Raw genomic sequence first — 22478 nt, forward strand, 5'->3', positions numbered from 1 at the left:
CACCCACCCCCGGAACCGCCCCCGGACCCACCCACCCTCCCGAAAGCCCACCCCCACACCCCAGCCCCGCGCAGCGGCCCCCTCACCCCCGGAATGCCCCCCACCCCTCATGGGGTTGGATACACCCATGGCATCTCGTGCACGCGTACGCGCCCCCGAACTGGTCGGAGCAGGCGGCTGGCTGAACACCGGCGGCAAGGACCTCACCCTCGCCGACTTCCGGGGCAAGATCACCGTCCTGGACTTCTGGACCTTCTGCTGCATCAACTGTCTGCACGTCCTGGACGAGCTCCGCGAGCTGGAGGAGCGGCACCGCGACACCGTGGTGATCGTCGGGGTGCACTCGCCCAAGTTCGTGCACGAGGCCGACCACCAGGCCGTGGTGGACGCCGTCGCCCGGTACGAGGTGCACCACCCGGTGCTGGACGACCCGGAGCTGGCGACCTGGAAGCAGTACGCCGTCCGCGCCTGGCCGACGCTCGTGGTGATCGACCCCGAGGGCTACGTGGTGGCCCAGCACGCCGGTGAGGGCCACGCGCACGCGATCGCCCGGCTGGTGGCCGAGCTGGAGGCGGAGCACGGGGCCAAGGGCACGCTGCGCCGCGGCGACGGCCCGTACGTGCCGCCGGAGCCGAGCAGCGAGGACCTCAAGTTCCCCGGCAAGGCGGTGCGGCTGCCGAACGGCCACTTCCTGGTGGCCGACTCCGGCCACCACTCGCTGGTCGAGCTGGCCGAGGACGGCGAGACGGTGGTGCGCCGGATCGGTGACGGGCAGCGCGGCCTGGTGGACGGCGCCGACCCCCGGTTCAGCGAACCGCAGGGCCTGGCGCTGCTGCCGGAGGGCCACGACTACGACGTGGTCGTCGCGGACACCGTGAACCACGCGCTGCGCGGGGTGCGGCTGGCCGACGGCAGCGTGACCACCCTGGCGGGCACCGGCCGCCAGTGGTGGCAGGGCACGCCGACCGAGGGCCCGGCCCGCGAGGTGGACCTCTCCTCGCCGTGGGACGTCGCCTGGTTCGACGGCAAGGTGTGGATCGCGATGGCGGGCGTGCACCAGCTGTGGGCGTACGACCTGGCGGCCGGCACGGTCGCCGTGGCGGCCGGCACCACCAACGAGGGCCTGGTGGACGGCCCGGTCGCGGAGGCCTGGTTCGCCCAGCCGTCCGGCCTCGCGGTCTCCGCGGACGGCGAGCGGCTCTGGGTCGCCGACTCGGAGACCTCCGCGCTGCGCTTCGTTTCACGTGAAACGGGGACGGTCGAAACGGCCGTCGGGACCGGGCTGTTCGACTTCGGCCACCGGGACGGCGCCGCCGACCAGGCCCTGTTCCAGCACCCGCTGGGCGTCACCGTGCTGCCGGACGGCTCGGTGGCCGTCAGCGACACCTACAACCACGCGCTGCGCCGCTTCGACCCGGCGAGCGGCGAGGTCACCACGCTGGCCACCGACCTGCGCGAGCCCTCCGGGGCGGTGCTGGTCGACGGCGACATCGTGGTCATCGAGTCGGCCCGGCACCGGCTGACCCGGCTGCGGCTGCCGGAGGAGGCGGTGCGGGTGGAGTCGGTGGCGCACCGCACCCAGCGCGCGGCCACCGAGGTCGCCCCGGGCGCCCTGCGGCTGGACGTGGTGTTCGAGGCCCCGAGCGGCCAGAAGCTGGACGAGCGCTACGGCCCGTCCACCCGGCTGCTGGTCAGCTCGACCCCGCCCGAGCTGCTGGTCTCCGGTGCGGGCGCGGACTCCGCCCTCTCCCGCGAGCTGGTGCTCTCCGCCGAGGTGACCGAGGGCGTGCTGCACGTCTCGGCGATGGCCGCCTCCTGCGACGACGACCCGGAGATCGAGTACCCGGCCTGCCACGTGCACCAGCAGGACTGGGGCGTGCCGGTGAAGCTGGTCGCCGACGGCGTGCGCCGCCTCCCGCTGGTCCTGGCGGGCATGGAGTAACCGGGCAAGCTGCGAAGGGGCCCGCCGGCGGACCGGCGGGCCCCTTCGCGGCTACGTGCTCAGCCCTCCAGGAAGGCCTTGATCGCGCTGGCCAGCAGGTACGGGTCCTCGGCCCCGCACAGCTCGCGCGCGGAGTGCATGGACAGCGCCGCGATGCCGCAGTCCACCGTCTTGATGCCCAGCCGCGCCGCGGTGATCGGACCGATCGTCGTCCCGCAGGGCATCGCGTTGTTGGACACGAAGCTCTGCCACGGCACGCCGGCCTTCTCGCAGGCGGCCGCGAACACCGCCCGGCCGACCCCGTCGGTCGCGTAGCGGTTGTTGACGTTGACCTTGAGGATCGGCCCGTTGTTCGGCAGCGGGTGGTGGCCCGGCTCGTGCCGCTCGGAGTAGTTCGGGTGGACGGCGTGGCCCATGTCCGAGGACAGGCAGACGGTGCCGGCCAGCGCCCGGGCGCGGTCCTCCGGGGAGCCGCCGCGGGCGTACACCGTCCGGTCCAGCACGTTGCCGAGCAGCGGGCTCTGCGCGCCGGTGTCCGACTCGCTGCCGGTCTCCTCGTGGTCGAAGGCGGCCAGCACCGGGATGTACGGCAGCTCCACCTCGCCCCCGGCGGCGGCGACGGCCACGGCGGCCAGCGCGGCGGTGGCCGCGTGCACCGAGAGCAGGTTGTCCAGCCGCGGGCCGGCCAGCAGCTCGCGGTCACGGCCCAGGTACGAGGCGGGCTGGACGTCGTGGGTCATCAGGTCCCAGCCGGCCACCTCCTCGGCGGCCAGTCCGGCCCGCTCGGCGACGTAGCCGATCAGCGAGCCCTCGTCGACCGGGCCGAGGCCCCAGATCGGGGTGACGTGCCGCTGCCGGTCCAGCTTCATGCCGTCGTTGACCTGGCGGTCCAGGTGGATGGCGAGCTGGGGCACGCGCAGCAGCGGCTCGTCCAGCTGGACGAGCCGCGCGCTGCCGTCCTTCAACGCGAGTCTGCCGGACAGGCCGAGGTCACGGTCCAGCCAGGTGTTCAGCGGCACCCCGCCGTAGATCTCCACCGCGACCTGCCGCCACCCGGCGGAGCCGGTGTCGGGGACCGGCTTCACGCGCAGGTTGGGCGAGTCGGTGTGGGTGCCGACGATCCGGAACGGCGTCTCCGGCCCCGCCCCCTCCGGCAGGTACCAGGCGATCAGCGCACCACCGCGGATCAGGTAGCGCCCGCCGGCCGCCGCGTCCCAGGCGTCCGCTTCCGCGACCTGACGGAACCCCGCCTTCTCCAGGCGCTCGGCGGCGCTCGCGACCGCGTGGTACGGGGACGGCGAGGTGCCGAGGAACGCGATCAGATCGTCGGTGTGCGTCCGGTCGAAGAAGGCCCGGCGGGCGGCGGTCGACATACTGCTCCAGGGTCGAGGGAGGGCCGAAGCCGGATGGGGGATCGGCTTCGCACCTTGAGCATATGCCCGTACACGGACATGGCATTCGGGACCGGGCAACGGTTTCGGAACACCGGCGCGATCCCGAACCCGCCTCCCACCGGCCCTTCTTCACGCCCTGGTCCGACCCGGTCGCACACCGTCAGCGGAGCCCCGGCCGCGGCCGCGCCGCACGGGCCCGCCGCGCACCGAAAAGCCGGGAACCCCCACCCGCGCCCGACCGCCGGGTGATAACACTCGTCCCAGTGAAGTCCTCGGGGAGAGGGATGAGTTGACCACGACGACGAAGACCGCCGACGGCACCGCCGACCCGCCGCCTCCCCCGCCCGCCCCGTCGCGGGCCGCGCGGCGGCGGCGGGCGCTGCTGGGGGTGGCGCTGGCCGCCGCGCTGGTGGCGGTGGGCGGGGTGGGGGCGGCGGCGCTGGTGAAGTCCCCGGCGGAGCGGGCCGCGCGGACCGCTCCGCCGCCGAACAGCCTGCTGACCGCGCCGGTGGTCAGCCGGGTGCTGACGCCCTCGACGGTCGCCCGCGCGGTGGTGTACCCGCCCGCGCAGTTCGACGTGGTCCCGACCGCGGCCTCGGCCGAGGTGACCGGCCTGTTCGTCTCGAAGCTGGGCGTGCGGCAGGGGGACCTGGCGGTGGCCGGGAGGCTGCTCGCCGAGGTGTCCGGGCAGCCGCTGTTCGCCCTGCCCGGACCGGTGCCCGCGTACCGCGACCTCAAGCCGGGCAGCACCGGCCCCGACGTGGCCGAACTCCAGTCCGCACTGGCCGGGTTGGGGCACGGGAGCGGCGAGGACGACCAGGGCTCGTACGGGCCCGGCACCGCCGCCGCGGTGACGGAGTTCTACCGCGCGCTCGGCTACCCGGTGCCGACCACCGGCGCCACCACCCAGCAGGCCGTGGACACCGCGCGGAAGGCGGTCGACGCCGACCGGCGGACGGTGGACGGCCTCACCGCACAGAAGGAGGCGGGCGCCACCGCACCGCCCCCGCCCCCGACCCCGGCCCCGACCCAGCAGCCCCAGCAGCCCCGGCAGCCCCGGCCCCCACCGGCGACCTCGACCGGCAACTCGCCGACGCCAGGAAGCAGTTGGCGGACGACCGGGCCGCCCTCGGCAAGGCCGAGGCCGTCAACGGCCCGATGGTCCCGGCCGCCCACGTGCTGTTCCTGCCCGCCTTCCCGGCCACCGTCACCGCCGTCAACGGCGCGGTCGGCTCGCCGGTCTCCGGCGCCCTGCTGTCGCTCACCAGCGGCGGCCTGGCCGTCACCGGCCAGCTGACCCCGGCCCAGGCGGCCGGCGTCCGGCCGGGCATGGCCGTCGAGCTGCTCGCCGAGGACTCCGGCACCACCGCCCCCGGCACCGTCGCCCAGGTCGGCGCCCCGACCACCGCTGCCCCGGCCGGCAAGGTGATCACCCTGGGCGGCTCGGGCGCGCCGGCGGGCTCCGGCCCCGCCCGGCCCGGCGCAGTACCCCCCGGCGCCGCGGGCCCGGCCGCCGGAGCGCCCGACAACCAGCCGGGCGGCCAGAGTTACGTACCGGTCACGATCACCCCGGACGCCCCGCTGCCCGCCGCCCTGAACGGCAGGAACGTCCGCCTCACCGTCCTGAGGGCCAAGGCCGGCGCCCCCGTCACGGCCGTCCCGGTCGCCGCGGTCTCCACCGACGCGGCGGGCCGGACCTCCGTCACCCGGGTGGATCCCGCCGGGAACCGCAGCACCGTCCCGGTCGCCACCGGCGTCACCGCGGACGGCCTGGTGGCCGTCACCCCGGCCGAGGGCGCCCGGCTGGGCGACGGCGACCAGGTGGTGGTCGGCAAGTGACCCCGCCGGCGACGGACTCCCCCGCCGCACCGCCCGTCATCGCCCTGCACGGCGTCGGCCGCACCCACCCCGGCCGCCCGCCCGTCGTCGCCCTGCACCCCACCGACCTGACCGTCCACCGCGGCGAGTACCTGGCCGTCACCGGCCCGTCCGGCTCCGGCAAGTCCACCCTGCTGCACCTGCTCGGCCTGCTCGACACCCCCACCGGCGGCCGCTACGAGCTGGACGGCATCGACACCGCCGGCCTGCGCGACCGGGACCGCTCGGCCCTGCGCGGGCACCGGATCGGCTTCGTCTTCCAGTCCTTCCACCTGCTCCCGCACCGCACCGCCGAGGAGAACGTCCTCCTCGCCCAGGTCTACAACCGCACCCCGCGCCGCGCCCGCCGCGCCGCCGCGCTGGCGGCGCTGCGCCTGGTCGGCCTCGGCCACCGCACGGACGCGCTGCCCGGCACCCTGTCCGGCGGCGAGCGCCAGCGGGTGGCGATCGCCCGCGCCCTGGTGAACCGGCCCAGCCTGCTGCTGTGCGACGAGCCGACCGGCAACCTGGACCCGGCCAACGCCGCGGCGGTGCTGGACCGGTTCGACGCCCTGCAGGCCGAGGGCTTCACCCTGCTGGTGATCACCCACGACCCCGCCGTGGCCGCCCGCGCCGACCGCCGGGCCCTGCTCCGCGACGGCCGCCTGACCGTGCCCGAGGTGGTCTGAGTGGCCCGCCCCACGCCCCCCGGACCGTCCTCCCGCCTCAGCCCCCGCGACCTGCTCTCCGAGGCGCTCTCCGGCCTCCTGCAGCGCCCCGGCCGCTCGGCGCTGACCCTGCTCGGCACCGTGCTGGGCATCGGCGCCTTCGTCGCCGTCCTGGGCCTGACCGCGACCGCCACCGGCCGGATCGACGAGCGGTTCAGCCTGACCAGGGCCACCACCGTCACCGTCACCGACCAGCCGCGCACCGACGGCGTCGCCCCCGGCACCAACCCGCCGAGCGACTTCCCCGCCGACGCCGACCACCGGATCGCCGCGATCGACGGCGTACGGGCCGGCGGCGTCTGGTGGCCGGTGCCCGGCACCCCGACGCTCTCCCGCCGCCCGGACGGCCCCGACGAGGGCGCCGGACTGTCCGTCCTGGCCGCCACCCCGGGCGCGGTCGCCGCGATGGAGCCGACCCTGACCGCCGGGGTCACCCTGGACCCGTTCGTCCAGGACACCGCACAGCCGGTGGTGCTGCTCAGCGAGGCCGCCGCCGCACGCCTCGGGGTGAGCCGCCTGGACGCCCAGCCGGCGGTCTTCATCGACCGCCTCCCGTACACCGTCGTCGGCGTCTACGCGGACGTCCGGCGCGGGCCGGGTGCCCTGCTGAGCCTGATCGTCCCGGCCGGCACGGCCTTGGAGCACTTCGGCAACCCGGCCCCGCAGCCGGACCGCGGCGCCCAGGGCCTGGTCGCCACCCGGATCGGCGCGGCGCCCGTGGTGGCGGCCCAACTCCCGCTCGCCCTGCGGCCGGACGCCCCGACCGCGTTCACCGCCGTCCCGCCGCCGGACCCGCACGGCCTCCAGGACACGGTGGCCTCCGACCTGACCGGCCTGTTCCTGGCCCTGGCCGGGATCTGCCTGCTGGTGGGCGCCGTCGGCATCGCCAACACCACACTGGTCGCCGTCCTGGAACGGACCGCGGAGATCGGCCTGCGCCGCTCGCTGGGCGCCCGCACCGGCCACATCGCGGCCCAGTTCCTCACCGAGTCGACGGCCCTGGGCACCCTCGGCGGCCTGATCGGCACCGGCCTGGGCGTGGTCACGGTGGTCGGCGTGGCCGCCGCCCGGGACTGGACCGCCGTCCTCCAGCCCGCCACCACCCTGCCCGCCCCCCTGATCGGCACCGCCGTCGGCCTCCTCGCCGGCCTCTACCCGGCCCTGCGCGCGGCCCGCACCGACCCCCTCCAGGCCCTGCACGGCACCTAGGACGGCACCTGGAGCGGCACCTGGGGCGGCACGGGAAACGCCGAAGGGCCCGGTGGCAGCCGGGCCCTTCGGCGTGAGGGTGTCGTCAGGCGGTTCAGAAGAGGAGGGCGCAGGCCTTAGAAGGCCTCCTCCGCCAGCTCCATGATCTCGTTGTCGATGCCCTCGGCGATCGCCCGCTGGGGGGCGATGGTCGGGAGGACGTTCTTGGCGAAGAAGCGGGCGGCCGCGACCTTGCCCTGGTAGAACGGCACGTCCTTCTCGGAGGCGCCGGCCTCCAGCTTGGCCAGGGCCACCGCGGCCTGGCGCAGCAGCAGCCAGCCGACCACGACGTCGCCGGAGACCATCAGCAGGCGGGTGGTGTTGAGGCCCACCTTGTACATGTTCTTGACGTCCTGCTCGACCGAGGTCAGGTCGGCGATGAGCTTGCCGACGATGGCCTCCAGGTCGCCGGCGGCCTTGGCGAGCAGCTCGCGCTCGGCGGCCAGGGCGTCGCCGCCCTCGGCGGAGCCGAGGAACTTCTGGATCTGCTCGTTGAGGGCGGTGAGCGCCTGGCCACCGTCCTTGACGATCTTGCGGAAGAAGAAGTCCTGGCCCTGGATGGCGGTGGTGCCCTCGTACAGGGTGTCGATCTTGGCGTCGCGGATGTACTGCTCGATCGGGTACTCCTGCAGGTAGCCGGAGCCACCGAAGGTCTGCAGGGACTGGGCGAGCTGCTCGTAGGACTTCTCCGAGCCGTAGCCCTTGACGATCGGGAGCAGGAAGTCGTTGAGGCGCTCGGCGGCCTCGTCCTTCTCGCCGCGCAGCTTGGCGGCCATCATGTCGTCCTGGACGGACGCGGTGTACAGGACCAGCGCGCGCATGCCCTCGGCGTAGGCCTTCTGGGTCAGCAGCGAGCGGCGCACGTCCGGGTGGTGGGTGATGGTGACGCGCGGGGCGGTCTTGTCCAGGAACTGGGAGATGTCGGCACCCTGCACGCGCTCCTTGGCGTACTCCAGGGCGTTCAGGTAGCCGGTGGAGAGGGTGGCGATGGCCTTCGTGCCGACCATCATCCGGGCGAACTCGATGATCTTGAACATCTGGCGGATGCCGTCGACCTTCTCGCCCAGCAGCCAGCCCTTGGCCGGGTGCTTGGCACCGAAGGTCATCTCGCAGGTGTTCGAGGCCTTGAGGCCCATCTTGTGCTCGACGTTGGTGGCGTAGACGCCGTTGCGCTCGCCCAGCTCGCCGGTCTCCCAGTCGAAGTCGAACTTGGGGACGATGAACAGACCGAGGCCCTTGGTGCCCGGCTTGCCGCCCTCGGGGCGGGCCAGCACCATGTGGATGATGTTCTCGGACATGTCGTGCTCGCCCGAGGTGATGAAGCGCTTGACGCCCTCGATGTGCCAGGAGCCGTCCTCCTGCTGGATCGCCTTGGTGCGGCCGGCGCCCACGTCGGAGCCCGCGTCGGGCTCGGTGAGGACCATGGTGGAGCCCCACAGGCGGTCGGTCATCCGCTTGGCGACCTCGAGCTGCTCCTCGGTGCCCTCCTCGGCGATGACGCCGGCGAAGGCCGGGCCGGAGGAGTACATCCAGATGGCGGGGTTGGAGCCCAGGATCTGCTCGGCGAAGGCCCAGATCAGCGAGTTCGGGGTGACCTGGCCACCGATGGACTCCGGGATGCCCAGGCGCCACCACTCGGCGTCCATGAAGGTCTGGTAGCTCTTCTTGAACGTGGCCGGGACCGGGGCGGTGTTGGTCTCCGGGTCGAAGACCGGCGGGTTGCGGTCGGCGTCGACGAAGGACGCGGCGAGGTCGTTCTCGGCGAGGCGGGTGATCTCGCTGAGGATGTTCTTCGCGGTCTCGACGTCCATGTCCGCGAACGGCCCGGTGCCGTACACCTGGTCGCGACCGAACACCTCGAAGAGGTTGAACTCCACGTCCCGCAGGTTGGACTTGTAGTGACCCATGGCCGTTTTCTCCGGTTCGTCGCTTCCGGGAGACCGCCGCGTTTCGGGCGCCCCGTACCCACCAGTAGGCATCATGATGCTACCCAGCGGTAACTTGGGCAAGCCCCCGGCGGTGAATCCGGTATGAACGTGGTCACGTCCCACAAGCCGGGGCGACCACTCCTTGTCAGGATCGACGCCAGCGCGGGCGGGTGCGCTCCCGCTAGCCTGTCCGTGTGTACGGATATGACCAGAACGCATACCCGGGTGACCCCTACCAGCAGCAGGCGGGTCCGCAGCCGGGCATGAACGGCATGCCCGGACCGGACGCGTACGGCACCCAGGGGCAGGCACCCCAGCAGTCGCTGTACCCCGAGCCCTCCCCGCCGTCCCTGGCGGACGCGGTGCGCGCCTTCACCACGGGCTCGATGGCGGTCGAGGACTTCCAGGCCATCTTCATCACCTCGAAGGTGCACTGCCCGCGCGGCGAGCGCCCCGGCTTCCTGGCACTGCACAACACCCCGACGCCGGTGATCCCGATGTTCAGCTCGCTCAAGGAGCTGCGCCGCTACGCGGGCAAGGACTCCAAGCACTTCACCGTCACCGGCGCCGAGGTGCTGGACCTGCTGCCGACCGGCTACGGCTTCGCGCTGGACATGGAGGGCGAGCACCGGATGGTGTTCGACGCCAAGGCCGTGGAGCAGATGGTCGACTTCACCATGCGCCGGATGTACGGCTGACGGACGGCCCACCCCGGGAGAGGAGCCCCGCGCTCCTTCGTCACCACATAGTTCAAGTTTCAACTTGCTTGTTGTTGAGGATTGAACTATTCTCGTGGACGTAGGCCAGAGAACCCCCCTCGAAGGAGGCCGACATGCCCGCCGTGACCGTCGACAACCCGCTGACCCTCCCGCGCGTCACCACGCCGGACCAGACCGTCGCCACCCCGCGGCCGGTGCTCACCGTCGCCACCGCCCCCGAGGGCTTCGAGGGCGAGGGCTTCCCGGTCCGCCGCGCCTTCGCCAAGATCAACCAGAAGTACCTCGACCCGTTCATCATGATGGACCAGATGGGCGAGGTGGACTACGCGGCCGGCGAGCCGAAGGGCACCCCCTGGCACCCGCACCGCGGCTTCGAGACCGTCACCTACATCATTGACGGAACGTTCATCCACCGGGACTCGCACGGCGGTGGCGGCACGATCACCGACGGCGACACCCAGTGGATGACCGCCGGCTCCGGCCTCCTGCACATCGAGACCCCGCCGGAGTCCCTGGTGCGGTCCGGCGGCCTCTTCCACGGCCTCCAGCTGTGGGTGAACCTGCCCGCCTCGGACAAGATGATCACCCCGAAGTACCAGGACATCCGCGGCGGCAGCGTCAAGCTGCTCGGCTCCGAGGACGGCGGCGCGCTGCTCCGGGTGATCGCCGGCGAGCTGGACGGCCACCAGGGCCCGGGCACCACCTTCACCCCGATCACCATGATCCACGCGTCGGTCAACCCCGGCGCCCAGGTCACCCTGCCCTGGCGCGCCGACTTCAACGCCCTCGCCTACGGCCTCGCGGGCAACGGTTCGGCCGGCGCCGAGCGCCGTCCCTTCCACCGGGGCCAGGCCGTCGTCTTCGGCGACGGCGACTCGATCACCATCCGCGCCGACGAGAAGCAGGACTCCCGCGACAACAACTTCGAGGTGGTCCTCCTCGGCGGCCTCCCGATCCGCGAGCCCGTCGCCCACTACGGCCCGTTCGTGATGAACAGCCACCGCGAACTCCAGCAGGCCATGGAGGACTTCCAGGCCGGCCGCCTCGGCACCATCCCCACCGACGCCCACTGACGCCCGCGGACACCCACGGACGTCGGCACACCCGAAGGGCCCGGACCGCTACGGTCCGGGCCCTTCGCCATGTTCGTACCGGAAGCCTCCGGAGTCCCATCCTCCCCTTGTCGCACGGGTGTTGACACCTGCTCCGAGCGTCTCCCCATAATGTCGATTGGTCTGAACCATTGGCCAAATTGGTCGAGACCACCACGGGAGGAAACCCACCATGCGCCGTACCGTCCGGCGGCTCGCCGTACTCGCCGTACTCGCCTCGACACCGCTGATCGCCCTGACCGGTGCCACCGCGGCCGAGGCCCGGCCGACCATCGACACCAGCTCGTACTCCGTCTACGACGGGACGGGCACCTGCTCGATCAACGTGCACTTCTACTACAGCTCGCACTGGTACGTGCAGTACGACCTGATCAACCACGGCAACGGGACCCAGGGCTGCGAAGCCGGCGCGTACACCAGCGACCAGGGCTGGGTCGGCCACATCACCGGCGGCAGCTTCTCCACCAGCGACGACCCCTCCCGCTACGTGCAGCCGTGGGTGCAGAAGGTCGGCGACTCGTCCAGCTTCCGCTGGGGCCAGAACCGCTGACCCGCACCACCCACCCCGCACCACCCGGGCAGCACCGCCTGAGCAACACCGCCCGGGCAGCACCGCCTGAGCAGCGCCTCCGCCGGCTACAGCAACGCGTAGACGGCGGAGGCGTCGTCATGGGTCTTGCCGCGCGGCCAGCGCTCGCAGCCCGCGTCCGCCCGCTCCACCTCGCGGACCTGGGCGATCAGCTCACCCGGACCGGACTCGGCGAGCAGCTGCAGCACGTCCCCCCAACTGCCCAGCCCGAAGCGCTCGGTGTAGCGCGAGGCGCCGTCGGTGAGGGCGGCCAGCGCGTGCAGCCGGTCCAGCCGGACGAAGCCGGTCTCGGCGTGCTCGGCGGCCCGCGGACTGGCGGCGGCGATCCACGGCCCGGTGCCCCGGTTCCGGGCGGCGCGCACCGCCAGCGCGTACTCCAGGTGCAGCGCGGCCCGCTCGGCCGACCCCGGGACGGTCGCCCAGACCTGGCGGCGCAGCCCCTCCCCGCCGGGGAAGCGCTGGTTGTCGCCGATCACCTTGGGCGGGCCGTCCTTGAACTCCAGCACCAGCAGCGAGTCCCCGAGCACCAGGTACTCCAGCGACTCGCCGTGCCGCCGGGCCGCGACCACCATCGCCGCGGGCGTGTTGGCGTGGCCGAGGTCGCAGCGGCCGCCGTGCAGCGCGGCCGTCTCCACGATGGCGTCGGCCAGGCACTCGGCGATCGAGCGGTCCACCCGGTCGGTCAGCCGGGCGAGCAGGTGCACCCCCAACCGGCGGACGTACCAGGCGGTTCCGTGCCGGCACCCGGACTCCAGACCGGCCGGCGAACTGGCGCCGTCCAGCAGGACCAGCGCCTCCGGCGAGGCCGCCGCGAAGTCCTCGCTCTCGCGGTCGGGCCGCCGTGCTTCCCCTGCGAGCTGTAGCTGCATCCCGACAGTGTGGCCGCCACCCCCGGCCCGCGCCCAGACCCCTGCGCCGGTGTGGCGCGGGCCGGGGCCGGTTTCCGGTGGCAGCCGGGGCGATTCGGCCATACCGTCGGATAACGACTGGACAATTCGGCCAATCAGGGCCGTCCAGGTTTGGCACCACCTTCGGGTGCCCGGGCGGCCCGGGACTGACGAGGAGCGGAAGATGTTCTGGCAGTTCATCGTGTTGCTCGCCGCCGCGCTCGGCTTTCCGACCGCCGCACTGTTCTTCCTGATCGGCGGACCGCGCTTCCCCGACGAGCGGCGCGGCCCCGACGCGTAACCCCCGGGCCGGACAAGGCCTACGCGCGCCAGGCCGGGTCGCGGCCGAGCAGCGCCAGCGCCCGCTCGAACCGCCCCGCACCGCCGCCGGGCGCCCGCCCCGGTCCGAACGGCCGGCCGGGCCCCCGGAACTCCGGGGTGTCCGGGACGGCCCCGGTCACCGCCAGCAGCGCGCCCGCCAGCTCCTCGTCGCCGTCCACCGCCGCGACCAGCCGCCCGGTGCCGCCGAGCGCCGCGGCGACGTCCCAGCCGTGCACCAGGGTGTCCAGCAGGTGGAAGCCGACGGCCAGGTCGAGCGGGAACGGCTCGTCGGCACGGAGTTCGGGCAGCCAGAGCGCCCGCCCGGCGGCGGCCGCCTCCCGGAAGGCGGCGATGAGGTCGGCGCCGCTGCGGCGGAAGTCCTCCGCCGGGTCGGCACCCGGTGGGGCGTCCGCGAACAGCGACAGGTCCGGACCGGCGCCCCGGGCGGCCGCGGCGAAGCCCCGGTGCTGGCCGACGCAGTGCGCCAGCAGCGCACCCAGGGTCCACCCCTCGCACGGGGTGGGCCGGCCCAGCTGCTCCGGCCGGACGGCGGCCACCACCTCGACGGCCGACGCCACGGCCCGCGCGTGCAGTTCGACGATCCTCATGCGGCCGCGACCCCCGTTCCGGCGGCGACGAATCCGATCACCTGGTCCACCACGGCCGGTTCCGCGACGATCCGGCGGTGGCCGAGCCCCCGGGTGACCACCAGGTCGAGCCGCTCCCCGTACGCCCGCTTCAAGCGGTGCGCCTGGCCGAGCGGCACCACGTCGTCGCCCTCGTCGTGCAGCACCAGGACCGGCAGCCCGATCTCCGCCGCCCGGCGCGCGGCGTCGTACCGCTCCCAGACCCCGGCGTCCCCGGCGAACAGGTCCTGTTCGATGCGGCGGCGCAGCGCCCGCTCGACGGTGGCGTCCAGGCCCAGTCCGGCGCAGAAGGCGGCCGGGAAGAAGCCCACCTCGGACACCCCGGACACGGCCGCCAGCCGGCCCGCCCGCAGGCCGTCGCCGAGCGCGCCGAAGGCCGCGCAGACGCCCAGCGAGTGCGCCACCACGGCCTCGAACGGCCCGTACCGGTCCTGGAGCCGCAGCGCCAGTTCGCGGTACTCCAGCACGCTGGTGGCGCGTCCGCCGGAGTCGCCGTGGCCCGGCGCGTCGAAGGCCAGGACGCTCAGGCCGAGGGCGCGCAGCCGGGGGACGAAGGGCGCGAAGCGGGACGCCCGGGAGCGCCAGCCGTGCAGCAGCAGGACGGGCCGTTCGCCACTGCCCCAGCGGTAGCCGACCACGGGTCCGCCGTCGACGGCGAGCGGTTCGCGGGCCGCCCCGTGGTGGACCTCCCGCTCGGCGGGCCGGACCGGGCTGCGCCGCAGCGGGCGCCGGAAGAGTTCGAAGGCCGCCCGGCCGGCCAGGCCGGGGGCGATCCGGGCGGTGGGGTTGAGGGCGGTGCGGATCAGTGCCTGGGCCGGGTCCATCGGGTCTCCCCTGCTCTCTGCGTGCTGCGCTCCCTGGGCCTTGCTCCTTGCTCGGGGCGAGATATTAGCACGACCGTTCGTGCAGTTTTCAGACCACCGCCGGACCGCCGCCCCCACGAACCGACCCACTACCCTGGGCGACACCCCACCGCGACGAGGAACGAGGGCGCACCATGGCCGCACCGACCACGGACGGACGGGTCCTGCGCGGGGAGGAGACCCGCCGGGCCGTCCTGCGCCGCGCCGTCGGGATCGCCTCCGTCGAAGGCCTGGACGCGCTGTCCATCGGCCGCCTCGCCACCGACCTCGGACTCAGCAAGAGCGGCGTCTTCGCCGGCTTCGGCTCCAAGGAGGAGCTCCAGCTCGCCACCGTCCGCGCCGCCCGCCGGATCTTCGCCGACGCCGTCCTCACCCCGGTCGCCGAGATCCCGCCCGGCCTCGCCCGGGCCCGCGCGCTCTGCGAGAGCTGGCTCGCCTACTCCCGCACCCGGGTCTTCCCCGGCGGCTGCTTCTTCTACCAGGTCACCGCCGAGTTCGACGCCCGCCCCGGCGCCGTCCGGGACGCCCTGGCCGGCTGCGCCCGGGAATGGCACGGCACCGTCGTCGAAGCCCTCGCCGGGGCCCGCGGCACCGGCGCCCTGCGCCCCGACGCCGACCTCGACGACCTCGCCTTCGCGCTGATCGCCGTCCTGGAGGCGGCCAACGCCCAGGCCGTCCTGCACCAGGACGACGCCCCCTACCAGCGGGCCGGCCGCCTCCTGCCGGGCCTGCTCCGCACCGCCGCCACCGACCCGGCCGACCCCGCGCTCGCCTGAGCCGCCACCCCGTACCCCCCGCTACCCCGTACCCGCCGCTACCCCAACGCCCGCTGCCCCAACGCCCGCTCCAGCACGGCGGCCCCGGCGAGCAGCCGCTCGTCCGCCCCCGCCGCGCCGACCAGTTGGAGACCGAGCGGCAGCCCGTCCGCCGTCCGGCCGGCCGGCAGGCTCACCGCGGGCAGACCGAGGAAGCTCCACGGCAGCGACATCACCCCGTTCCCGGTGTCGTGCAGGCCCTCCGGCGCCCCGCCGGTCGCCGAGGGCGCCAGCCACAGGTCCACCCCGGCGGCGGCCGCCGCCCCGGCCACCCGCTCCCGCAGCCCCTCCCGGAACCGCAGCGCGGCCGCCCGGTCCACCGCCGCGACCCCCTGCCCGACCCGGATGCTCGCCACCGTCTCCGGCCGGTACAGCCCGCCGAAGCGGGCGAACCAGTCGGCGTGGCTGCGGGCCAGCTCGAACCGGTTGACGACCTGCAACTGCCGCACCACCTCGGCGAAGTCGGGGAACAGCGGCACCCTGCGCACCGTCACCCCGGCCCGGACCAGCCGTGCCACCTGCTCCTCGAAGGCCCGCCGCGCGGCCGGCTCCGCCCGCTCCAGGTACGGCCCGTCCGGCACCCCGCACACCGGGGCCGCCGCCTCCCCCTCCCCGGGCCGCCAGTCCTCGCACAGCAGCGGGGCCACCAGTGCCGCGCCCGCCGGATCGGCGGTGAACACGCCCAGGGTGTCGAAGCTCGGCGCGTTCGGGACCACGCCCGCGAACGGGATCCGCCCGTACGTCGGCCGGAACCCCACCACCCCGCAGTACGCGGCCGGCCGGATCACCGAACCCACCGTCTGGGTGCCGATCGCCAACGCCACCAGCCCGGCCGCCACCGCCGCCGCCGACCCGCTGCTCGAACCGCCCGGGGTGTGCCCCGGCCGGTGCGGATTGCGGGTCGGGCCCGGGGCGGTCGCGGCGAACTCGGCGGTCACCGTCTTGCCCGCGACCATCGCCCCCGCCGCCAGCAACCGGTCCACCACCACGGCCTGCGGCCCGGCCAGCACACCCGGCGGCAGCGCGGACCCCGCGTGCGTGGGCAGGCCGTCCACGTGCACGATGTCCTTGATCCCCACCGCCACCCCGTACAGCGGCGGCCGCCCGGCCGGTTCCGGGTAGCGCGCGGCCAACTCCCTTGCCCGCGCCCGCAGTCGGTCGTGCCGACCGGGCTCCGCCACGAACGCGTGGAGCAGCGGGTCCACCCGCTCGACCCGCGCGCAGAACCGGTCGACGTACTCGGACAACCCGGGCGTGCCGGAGCGCAGCCCCGCGGCCTCGACGGTCAGCGACCGGGGCCGGACCAGCGATTCCTCCATACCGAGCACCGTAGCGCCCGGCCGCTCACTGGTGCTCGGCCGACAGGTACGGCGTCTCGCGCAGGAAGTACGCCCCGCAGGTGTGGCAGCACAGCTCCGGGGTCCGCCCCCAGTCCACCGCCTCCCGCACCGGCGCCCCGGGATCGAGTTCCCGGCCGCACATCGCCACGCTCTGCGACCCCCGGACCACGTGCCACAGCCGCACCCCTCCGGCCTCCCCCTCGGGGCCGAACTCGGCTCGCATCTGGTGCATCATGCCCCCATCGTCCGGCGGCCCCCACGCCCCGGCAACCGGAGCACCCTGCCTCCCGCCCCCGCCCGGGAGCACCGGCACCCCACCCCGGTAGGGTACGCGGGCGAACCAGTGCCGACGGCCCGCGCCGAAGCCTCAAATCGCCCAAAACCACCTGTATTTCGCCCAAAGATGGAGCTAGTCGCGTGCGCTCTTCCCGCCTTCTCGCCGCCTCCGCGCTGACGGCACTCGCCCTCTGCGCCACGGCCGGCGCCGCCACCGCGAGCGCCGTCGGGATCACCTCCCCGACCCCGGCCCCGACCGGCACCACGACCGCGACCACCGCCCCGAGCACCCCGGCCCCCGGCACCCCGGCGCCGAGCACCCCCGCGACCGGCACGCCGAGCGCCCCGGTCACCCCCACCGTCAAGCCGGTACCGAAGCCGACCGTCGACAACCGGTGCCACGGCGGCGTCTACCAGAGCGCCCTGCTCAAGGCCACCGGCACCGGCCTGTACGGGACCACCCTGGTCAAGGGCGGACCGGCCGCCGAGGTCACCGTGACCTGGGAGAACAAGAGCGGCGTCGACCTGCCCGTGGTCCACAACTCCCTGTACGTCACGGACGAGTTCGACGGCAACGTCCCGGTCCAGTGGAGCACCGCGTTCTTCGACGTCCAGCTGAACACCGGCGACGGCTGGAAGCCCGCGCAGCTCAACGACCGGAGCCTCATCACGCCCGAGTTCAAGCTGGCCAAGGGCGAGAAGCTCACCTACAAGGTCCGGATCGCCGCCACCGCCAAGGCCCCGGTCGGCCGCTACGGCGCCAACTACGAGGCCGGCTCGGACGCCTTCGACAACGACAAGGTCCCCACCCCGGCCAACAACAAGCCCCAGGCCTGCACCCAGTTCCTCGACGACTACCTGGGCGAGTTCCACGTCGCCGAGGCCGGTGGCGCCACCACCGCGGCCACCGTGCCCGCCGCCGTGTCCGCCACGGCCTCCGCCTCCCCGTCGGCCGGCCCGCACCTGGCCGAGACCGGCAGCTCCTCCAACACCCTGCCGATAGCCCTCGGCGGCGCCGCCGTCCTGGCCGCGGGCGCCGGTACCCTGTTCGTCCTGCGCCGTCGCAAGGCGGGCGCGCACAGCTGATCCCGCGTGAAATGAACCGAGGGGCGCGGACAACCGTTCGGGCCCCTCGGTGGTCTTCCGGGAGAGCGACACCCGACCCCACCGCTGGAGCCCGCCGATGCGTCCCGCCCGCCTTCCCGCCGCCTGCACCCTGCTCGTGCTCACCGCCGGTCCGGCCGCCCTCGCCACGGTCCCCGCGTTCGCCTCCGACACCCCGACCACCGCCCCCGCGACGCCCACCGGGGCACCCACCGGGACGCCTTCCGAGACCGCGACGCCGACCCCGGTGCCGACCGCCCCCGCCGACTGCCCGGAAGGCACCACCGCCGACCCGATACCGGCCACCGGCGGCACCGGCACCCCGGGCGAACTCGCCGTCACCTTCACCAACACCAGCACCGCCACGGTGAAGCAGCTCGCCACCACCGTGGCCCTCGCCGACGGCAGCGGCAGCCTCCCGCTGGAACTGCGCGCGGGCGCCGGAGCCTGGAAGCCCCTCGCCGTCACCGGCACCCCGGTCGACACCGGCGCCTACCAGGTCCCCCAGGGCCAGCGGCTCACCCTCCAGGTCCGGCTCGCCGCCGGCACCCCGCGCGGCGACCACCGCCTCACCTTCACCGCCAGGTCCGAGGTCCTCCCGAGCGGCTCCGCCCCGGCGAAGAAGTACACCTGCCCCCAGCTCACCGCCGCCTACACCGGCACCCTCACCCCCGCCGACCACGCCCAGCCCGCCACCGGCACCACCCCCACCCACCTCGCCGACACCGGCGCCGGCACCGCCACCCGCCCCCTCGCCATCGCCGGCACCACCGCCCTCCTCCTCGGCACCACCCTCCGCCTCCTCACCCGCCGCCGCCCCACCACCGACTGACGGGCACCCGCCCGGACACGCTCAGGACGCAGCGCGCAGCAGCGCGCCGTCCTGCCACTTGAGGATCTTGTCGAAGCTCACGATGGCCCCGCGGAGCGGGTGGTTGCGGAGTTGGACGTGGTCGGTGAGGGCGTGGATGAGGAAAAGGCCGCGGCCGGATTCGGCGGTGAGGTCGGGGAGGGTGTCGAGGTCGACCGGGCGGAGGGTGGGGGCCGCGGGGCGGTGGGGGAGGACGTGGGTGTCGTAGGGGTGGCCGTCGCGGCGGGGGCGGTGGGCGGTGAGGACGCGGGCCGGGACGGTGGCGCGGCCGCGGCGGGGGCGGCGGGGCGCGTGGCCGGCCGGGGCGGGGGCGGCCGGGCGGCGGGCGGGCGGGGCGCTGGGCGCGGGCAGGCCGGGGCCGGAGTCGGTGACCTCGATCCGCAGCCGGTCGCCGTTGATGGCGGCGGTGACCTGGAAGCCGTCGTCGGGCCGGCCGGTGGCGCCGTGTTCGACGGCGTTGGCGCAGGCCTCGGTGAGGGCGACGCCGAGGTCGTCGGCGATCTGGGGGTCGACGCCCGCGGTCGCCATGGCACCGAGCAGGATGCGCCGGGCCAGCGGAACGCTGGCCGGGTCGCGCTTGAGGTGCAGAGTCCACCAGATGTCCACGGGAGGTCCCTCCTGGCTGCGGCTCCACATACAACTAGGTATCTCCGGGCGATTCGGCGGTGAACCGTGCCCGGGGGCGGCTACCGCCCGTTCGGCGGATGGACTGGGGACGGGGTCTGTGCCGAAGGGCGCATGCGGTGGGGTGCACGCCGCGGCCGAACGGGGCATTCGTAGGGATTTCCCACCCTGCCCGTGTCGGCGGTGTACGCGATGAGATGATGGCCCGGCCATGACTGCCCTCCCCGCCGCCCCGTTCCAGGGCACCCCTGTCTTCGAGCGAGCGCAGCCGGCTCGGCCGGTGGGGGCCGCCTGGGACCTGCGGCTTGCCCGGGCGGTCCCGTTCGCGCTGGTGTGCACGCTGATAGCGGCCGCCGGGCACGCGCTGGCGGGTGGCGGGAACGTGCCGCCGGTCGCGCTGGCGACGGGCTTCGCCGCGGTGCTGGTGCTCGCGGTGGCGTGCGGCGGGCGGGAGCGTTCGCTGGTGGCCATCTCCGGTGCGCTGGGCGCGGGTCAGCTGGGGCTGCACTGCCTCTTCCACGGCCTGGGCGGCCACGGGATGCACGACGGCGTGCCGATGAGCGTGCCGCAGGCGGCCGGGCGGCTGATCTGCAACGAGGCCCGGCCGGGCACCCTGGTGGGCCTGCCCGCCGGCACCTCGCCGGAGCAGCTGGTCTCCTCGGCGGGTCTGGACCCGCACGCGTACGCCGCCGTGCCCTGGTGGCAGCAGGGCGGAGTGCTGGGGATGACGCCGTCGATGCTGGCCGGGCACCTGGCCGCCGCGCTGGTGGCGGGCTGGTGGCTGCGGCGCGGCGAGGCGGCGCTGTGGCGGCTGCTGCGGGTGGCGGCGTCGGCGGCCCGGGAGCACTGGGCGGAGCCGCTGCGCTCGGCGCTGGTGCTGGTGGCCGCGTTGCTGGGCGGTCTGTTCGGCGTGGCCGGTCCGGTCCGCCGGTTCGGTGCGGGGGGCGGCGGGAGCCGGCTGCCCGCGGGCGCGGTGCTGCGGCACAGCGTGGTGCGGCGCGGGCCGCCGTGCGGGGCCTTCGCGTACTGATCCGGCGTTGGCGCGCACCCCGAGGAGGGGTGTCGGCCGACCGGGTGCGGTGCGCGGTGTCCGGGCCGTTCCGTCCGTCCACGGCGACGGCGGCCCCTGGTCCTGCCCCCCACGTCCGCGCGTGCAGCCCGCCGCCGAGAGCGGCGGTCACGTGCCGAGCTCCGATCGGAGACCCCCCATCATGCGTTCCCTTCCCACCCGCCGTCTCGCCGCCGTCGCCCTGACCGCCGCCGCCTCGGTGGTGGCGCTGGCCGGCCCCGCCTTCGCGCACGTCACCGTGAACCCGGGTTCGGCCGCGCAGGGCGGCTACACGGCCGTCGACTTCCGGGTGCCGAACGAGAGCGACACGGCGAGCACGGTGAAGCTGGAGGTCAACCTGCCGCTGGACCACCCGCTGGCCTCGGTCCGGACCCTGCCGCTGCCGGGCTGGACGGCCGCCGTCGAGAAGGCCAAGCTCGACAAGCCGATCAAGGTGCACGGCAGCGACGTCAACGAGGCCGTCTCCAAGATCACCTGGACCGCCGACCCGGGCACCAAGATCGCCCCCGGCCAGTTCCAGGAGTTCCGGGTCTCGCTCGGCCCGCTGCCGACCGACGCCGACAGCATGGTCTTCAAGGCCCTGCAGACCTACGACAACGGCGACGTGGTCCGCTGGATCGACGAGGCCGCGGCCGGCCAGCCCGAGCCGGCCCACCCGGCCCCGGCCCTCAAGCTCACCAAGGCCGCCGGTGACGACCACCACGGCGCCTCCGCCACCGCCTCCCCGGCCGCCGGCGCCCACGGCGACAGCTCCGACCACGCCGCCTCCGCCGGCGACGCCAAGTCCAGCGACGGCACCGCCCGCACCCTCGGCGTGGTCGGCATCGTCGTCGGCGTGATCGGCACCGCCGTCGGCGTGCTCGGCCTGCGCCGCAGGAACAGCGGCTCCGCCTCCTGACCCCTCGCCGGCGGGGCCGTACCCCTCCCGGTACGGCCCCGCCGGCGGTCCACCGCGTCCGATCGGAACCACCATGCCCCGCACCGCCCGCTCCACCCGACTGGCCGGCGCCGCCGCCCTCGCCCTGGCCGCCGCGCTGACCCTGTCCGCCTGCGGCTCCTCCGGCGGCGGCGGTTCGACCGCCGCCAAGGTGACCCAGCAGAAGGAGGACACCCCGTACCAGGGCACCAAGCTGGCCAGGAACTTCGAGAAGCCGGACCTCCAGCTGACCGACACCTCCGGCCAGCCGTACGACCTGCGGCAGCAGACCAACGGCAGGGCCACCCTGCTGTTCTTCGGCTACACCAGCTGCCCGGACGTCTGCCCGACCACCATGGGCGACATCGGGGTCGCGATGAAGGCCCTCCCGGCGGAGGACCGGAAGAAGGTCAACGTCGTCTTCGTCTCCACCGACCCCCAGCGCGACACCCCCAAGGTGCTGCGCACCTGGCTGGACTCGATGGGCACCGACTTCATAGGCCTCACCGGCGACCTGGCGAAGGTGAAGACCGCGGCCAAGTCGCTCGGCATCATGATCGAGGACCCGGTGGTCAACGCGGACGGCACCGTCACCTCCACCCACGGCGCGCAGGTGCTGGCCTTCCTCCCCTCGGACGACAAGGCGCACGTGCTCTACATGAGCGGCACCGAGGAGAAGACCTACGAGCACGACCTGCCGCTGCTCGCCAAGGGGGTCGCGGCGTGATGGCGGCGAACCGACGGTTCCGCCGCTCGGCCCTGGCCGGGGCGGTGCTGGCGACGGTCCTCGGCGGCGGCGCGATACTCGCCGCCTGCGGGACGGGCGGCCCGGGCGGCGGCCCGTCGGACGCCGGTCCGGCGAAGCTGAGCGTGGCCGACTCCTACATCCCGCTGCCCCCGGCGGGCGGGATGGGCGCCGGCTACCTGACCGTCCGCAACGACGGCGGGCCGGACCAGCTGCTCAAGGTCACCAGCCCCGCCGCCGGGTCGGTCACCATGCACCGCTCGACCGCCTCGACCATGGAGCAGGTCAACAGCCTGGACGTGCCCGCGCACGGCGCGCTGCAGCTCGCCCGCGGCGGCACCCACCTGATGATCATGGACTGGCAGAAGGCCCCCGCCCTGGGTGACGAGCTGGAGCTCGACCTGACCTTCGCCAAGTCCGGCACCATCTCCGTCAAGGTGCCGGTCAAGGAGCTCACCTACCGCCCCGGCCAGAGTTAGGGGA

The 22478-nt window shown here is 74.5% G+C and carries 22 protein-coding genes; 14 read left to right on the forward strand and 8 right to left on the reverse strand.

Annotated features, from left to right (window positions below; translation table 11 throughout):
* Positions 1-127 precede the first annotated feature (127 nt).
* Complete coding sequence (locus ACFXOZ_RS21595) at positions 128-1942, forward strand: NHL domain-containing thioredoxin family protein (RefSeq protein ID WP_380592094.1); 1815 nt, start codon at positions 128-130, stop codon at positions 1940-1942.
* A gap of 59 nt (positions 1943-2001) precedes the next feature.
* Here the strand turns inward: ACFXOZ_RS21595 and ACFXOZ_RS21600 are convergent, their stop codons facing one another.
* Positions 2002-3315 carry a M18 family aminopeptidase gene (locus tag ACFXOZ_RS21600; RefSeq protein ID WP_375896757.1) on the reverse strand — a complete coding sequence of 438 codons (1314 nt, stop codon included), beginning with the start codon at positions 3313-3315 and terminating at the stop codon, positions 2002-2004.
* A 310-nt stretch (positions 3316-3625) separates the two neighbouring features.
* On the opposite strand from ACFXOZ_RS21600, the gene ACFXOZ_RS21605 reads away from it, so the two are divergent.
* From ACFXOZ_RS21605 to ACFXOZ_RS21615, 3 genes are all read left to right on the forward strand, one after another.
* A complete protein-coding gene (locus tag ACFXOZ_RS21605; RefSeq protein ID WP_380592096.1) occupies positions 3626-4633 on the forward strand; it encodes a peptidoglycan-binding protein in 1008 nt (335 codons plus the stop codon).
* Between the two features lie 538 nt (positions 4634-5171).
* Positions 5172-5882, forward strand: coding sequence for an ABC transporter ATP-binding protein (locus ACFXOZ_RS21610; RefSeq protein WP_380592098.1), 711 nt, complete (start codon positions 5172-5174; stop codon positions 5880-5882).
* The gene (locus ACFXOZ_RS21615; protein ID WP_380592100.1) at positions 5883-7130 is read left to right on the forward strand and encodes an ABC transporter permease; all 1248 of its coding nucleotides are present in this window, start codon (positions 5883-5885) and stop codon (positions 7128-7130) included.
* Positions 7131-7246: 116 nt separating this feature from the next.
* On the opposite strand, the gene ACFXOZ_RS21620 is transcribed toward ACFXOZ_RS21615, so the two are convergent.
* Entirely contained in the window at positions 7247-9076 is a 1830-nt protein-coding gene (locus ACFXOZ_RS21620; protein ID WP_380530894.1) for an acyl-CoA dehydrogenase, read from the reverse strand.
* A 215-nt stretch (positions 9077-9291) separates the two neighbouring features.
* On the opposite strand from ACFXOZ_RS21620, the gene ACFXOZ_RS21625 reads away from it, so the two are divergent.
* The 3 genes from ACFXOZ_RS21625 to ACFXOZ_RS21635 all read left to right on the forward strand — a co-directional run bounded on the left by ACFXOZ_RS21625 (position 9292) and on the right by ACFXOZ_RS21635 (position 11478).
* Complete coding sequence (locus ACFXOZ_RS21625) at positions 9292-9795, forward strand: SseB family protein (protein ID WP_375896745.1); 504 nt, start codon at positions 9292-9294, stop codon at positions 9793-9795.
* 134 nt (positions 9796-9929) lie between these two features.
* The gene (locus ACFXOZ_RS21630) at positions 9930-10889 is read left to right on the forward strand and encodes a pirin family protein (RefSeq protein WP_375896743.1); all 960 of its coding nucleotides are present in this window, start codon (positions 9930-9932) and stop codon (positions 10887-10889) included.
* A gap of 211 nt (positions 10890-11100) precedes the next feature.
* The gene (locus ACFXOZ_RS21635) at positions 11101-11478 is read left to right on the forward strand and encodes a hypothetical protein (RefSeq protein WP_375896740.1); all 378 of its coding nucleotides are present in this window, start codon (positions 11101-11103) and stop codon (positions 11476-11478) included.
* Between the two features lie 86 nt (positions 11479-11564).
* Here ACFXOZ_RS21635 and ACFXOZ_RS21640 read toward each other — a convergent pair whose 3' ends face one another.
* From ACFXOZ_RS21640 to ACFXOZ_RS21650, 3 genes are all read right to left on the reverse strand, one after another.
* Positions 11565-12386: an integrase gene (locus ACFXOZ_RS21640; RefSeq protein WP_375896737.1), complete on the reverse strand. Its 822-nt coding sequence runs from the start codon at positions 12384-12386 to the stop codon at positions 11565-11567.
* A gap of 338 nt (positions 12387-12724) precedes the next feature.
* On the reverse strand, positions 12725-13333 hold the full coding sequence (locus tag ACFXOZ_RS21645) for a TIGR03086 family metal-binding protein (protein ID WP_380592102.1): 609 nt from the start codon (positions 13331-13333) through the stop codon (positions 12725-12727).
* Entirely contained in the window at positions 13330-14196 is an 867-nt protein-coding gene (locus ACFXOZ_RS21650) for an alpha/beta hydrolase (RefSeq protein WP_380530903.1), read from the reverse strand. The genes ACFXOZ_RS21645 and ACFXOZ_RS21650 overlap by 4 nt, the downstream gene beginning before the upstream one ends.
* 173 nt (positions 14197-14369) lie before the next feature.
* Here ACFXOZ_RS21650 and ACFXOZ_RS21655 point away from each other — a divergent pair, with 173 nt between their 5' ends.
* The gene (locus tag ACFXOZ_RS21655; RefSeq protein ID WP_380530905.1) at positions 14370-15011 is read left to right on the forward strand and encodes a TetR/AcrR family transcriptional regulator; all 642 of its coding nucleotides are present in this window, start codon (positions 14370-14372) and stop codon (positions 15009-15011) included.
* Positions 15012-15049: 38 nt separating this feature from the next.
* Here ACFXOZ_RS21655 and ACFXOZ_RS21660 read toward each other — a convergent pair whose 3' ends face one another.
* Positions 15050-16369, reverse strand: a complete 1320-nt coding sequence (locus ACFXOZ_RS21660) for an amidase (RefSeq protein ID WP_380592104.1) — start codon at positions 16367-16369, stop codon at positions 15050-15052.
* A gap of 25 nt (positions 16370-16394) precedes the next feature.
* A complete protein-coding gene (locus ACFXOZ_RS21665; RefSeq protein WP_375896724.1) occupies positions 16395-16625 on the reverse strand; it encodes a hypothetical protein in 231 nt (76 codons plus the stop codon).
* A 182-nt stretch (positions 16626-16807) separates the two neighbouring features.
* Here ACFXOZ_RS21665 and ACFXOZ_RS21670 point away from each other — a divergent pair, with 182 nt between their 5' ends.
* Both ACFXOZ_RS21670 and ACFXOZ_RS21675 read left to right on the forward strand, forming a co-directional pair.
* Positions 16808-17752 (forward strand): LAETG motif-containing sortase-dependent surface protein, encoded by a 945-nt coding sequence (locus ACFXOZ_RS21670; RefSeq protein ID WP_380530911.1) that lies wholly within the window; start codon positions 16808-16810, stop codon positions 17750-17752.
* 97 nt (positions 17753-17849) lie between these two features.
* A complete protein-coding gene (locus ACFXOZ_RS21675) occupies positions 17850-18602 on the forward strand; it encodes a hypothetical protein (RefSeq protein WP_380592106.1) in 753 nt (250 codons plus the stop codon).
* A gap of 21 nt (positions 18603-18623) precedes the next feature.
* Here the strand turns inward: ACFXOZ_RS21675 and ACFXOZ_RS21680 are convergent, their stop codons facing one another.
* Positions 18624-19247 (reverse strand): ATP-binding protein, encoded by a 624-nt coding sequence (locus ACFXOZ_RS21680; RefSeq protein WP_380592108.1) that lies wholly within the window; start codon positions 19245-19247, stop codon positions 18624-18626.
* Positions 19248-19476: 229 nt separating this feature from the next.
* Here ACFXOZ_RS21680 and ACFXOZ_RS21685 point away from each other — a divergent pair, with 229 nt between their 5' ends.
* From ACFXOZ_RS21685 to ACFXOZ_RS21700, 4 genes are all read left to right on the forward strand, one after another.
* Complete coding sequence (locus ACFXOZ_RS21685) at positions 19477-20295, forward strand: hypothetical protein (protein WP_380528380.1); 819 nt, start codon at positions 19477-19479, stop codon at positions 20293-20295.
* A gap of 181 nt (positions 20296-20476) precedes the next feature.
* On the forward strand, positions 20477-21232 hold the full coding sequence (locus ACFXOZ_RS21690) for a YcnI family protein (RefSeq protein ID WP_375895249.1): 756 nt from the start codon (positions 20477-20479) through the stop codon (positions 21230-21232).
* A 73-nt stretch (positions 21233-21305) separates the two neighbouring features.
* Entirely contained in the window at positions 21306-21977 is a 672-nt protein-coding gene (locus tag ACFXOZ_RS21695) for an SCO family protein (protein ID WP_380528382.1), read from the forward strand.
* Positions 21977-22474 carry a copper chaperone PCu(A)C gene (locus ACFXOZ_RS21700; protein ID WP_380592110.1) on the forward strand — a complete coding sequence of 166 codons (498 nt, stop codon included), beginning with the start codon at positions 21977-21979 and terminating at the stop codon, positions 22472-22474. The genes ACFXOZ_RS21695 and ACFXOZ_RS21700 overlap by 1 nt, the downstream gene beginning before the upstream one ends.
* The last annotated feature ends 4 nt before the right edge of the window (positions 22475-22478 follow it).

It is taken from the genome of Kitasatospora sp. NPDC059160 (assembly GCF_042755465.1).
Taxonomy (GTDB): domain Bacteria; phylum Actinomycetota; class Actinomycetes; order Streptomycetales; family Streptomycetaceae; genus Kitasatospora.

What these genes read in the sequence shown, in the direction of transcription:
- ACFXOZ_RS21595 (WP_380592094.1), top strand. Translation starts at nt 128, where the DNA reads ATGGCATCTCGTGCACGCGTACGCGCCCCCGAACTGGTCGGAGCAGGC.
- ACFXOZ_RS21600 (WP_375896757.1), bottom strand. Translation starts at nt 3,315, where the DNA reads ATGTCGACCGCCGCCCGCCGGGCCTTCTTCGACCGGACGCACACCGAC.
- ACFXOZ_RS21620 (WP_380530894.1), bottom strand. Translation starts at nt 9,076, where the DNA reads ATGGGTCACTACAAGTCCAACCTGCGGGACGTGGAGTTCAACCTCTTC.
- ACFXOZ_RS21630 (WP_375896743.1), top strand. Translation starts at nt 9,930, where the DNA reads ATGCCCGCCGTGACCGTCGACAACCCGCTGACCCTCCCGCGCGTCACC.
- ACFXOZ_RS21635 (WP_375896740.1), top strand. Translation starts at nt 11,101, where the DNA reads ATGCGCCGTACCGTCCGGCGGCTCGCCGTACTCGCCGTACTCGCCTCG.
- ACFXOZ_RS21640 (WP_375896737.1), bottom strand. Translation starts at nt 12,386, where the DNA reads ATGCAGCTACAGCTCGCAGGGGAAGCACGGCGGCCCGACCGCGAGAGC.
- ACFXOZ_RS21645 (WP_380592102.1), bottom strand. Translation starts at nt 13,333, where the DNA reads ATGAGGATCGTCGAACTGCACGCGCGGGCCGTGGCGTCGGCCGTCGAG.
- ACFXOZ_RS21650 (WP_380530903.1), bottom strand. Translation starts at nt 14,196, where the DNA reads ATGGACCCGGCCCAGGCACTGATCCGCACCGCCCTCAACCCCACCGCC.
- ACFXOZ_RS21655 (WP_380530905.1), top strand. Translation starts at nt 14,370, where the DNA reads ATGGCCGCACCGACCACGGACGGACGGGTCCTGCGCGGGGAGGAGACC.
- ACFXOZ_RS21660 (WP_380592104.1), bottom strand. Translation starts at nt 16,369, where the DNA reads ATGGAGGAATCGCTGGTCCGGCCCCGGTCGCTGACCGTCGAGGCCGCG.
- ACFXOZ_RS21665 (WP_375896724.1), bottom strand. Translation starts at nt 16,625, where the DNA reads ATGATGCACCAGATGCGAGCCGAGTTCGGCCCCGAGGGGGAGGCCGGA.
- ACFXOZ_RS21675 (WP_380592106.1), top strand. Translation starts at nt 17,850, where the DNA reads ATGCGTCCCGCCCGCCTTCCCGCCGCCTGCACCCTGCTCGTGCTCACC.
- ACFXOZ_RS21685 (WP_380528380.1), top strand. Translation starts at nt 19,477, where the DNA reads ATGACTGCCCTCCCCGCCGCCCCGTTCCAGGGCACCCCTGTCTTCGAG.
- ACFXOZ_RS21690 (WP_375895249.1), top strand. Translation starts at nt 20,477, where the DNA reads ATGCGTTCCCTTCCCACCCGCCGTCTCGCCGCCGTCGCCCTGACCGCC.
- ACFXOZ_RS21695 (WP_380528382.1), top strand. Translation starts at nt 21,306, where the DNA reads ATGCCCCGCACCGCCCGCTCCACCCGACTGGCCGGCGCCGCCGCCCTC.
- ACFXOZ_RS21700 (WP_380592110.1), top strand. Translation starts at nt 21,977, where the DNA reads ATGGCGGCGAACCGACGGTTCCGCCGCTCGGCCCTGGCCGGGGCGGTG.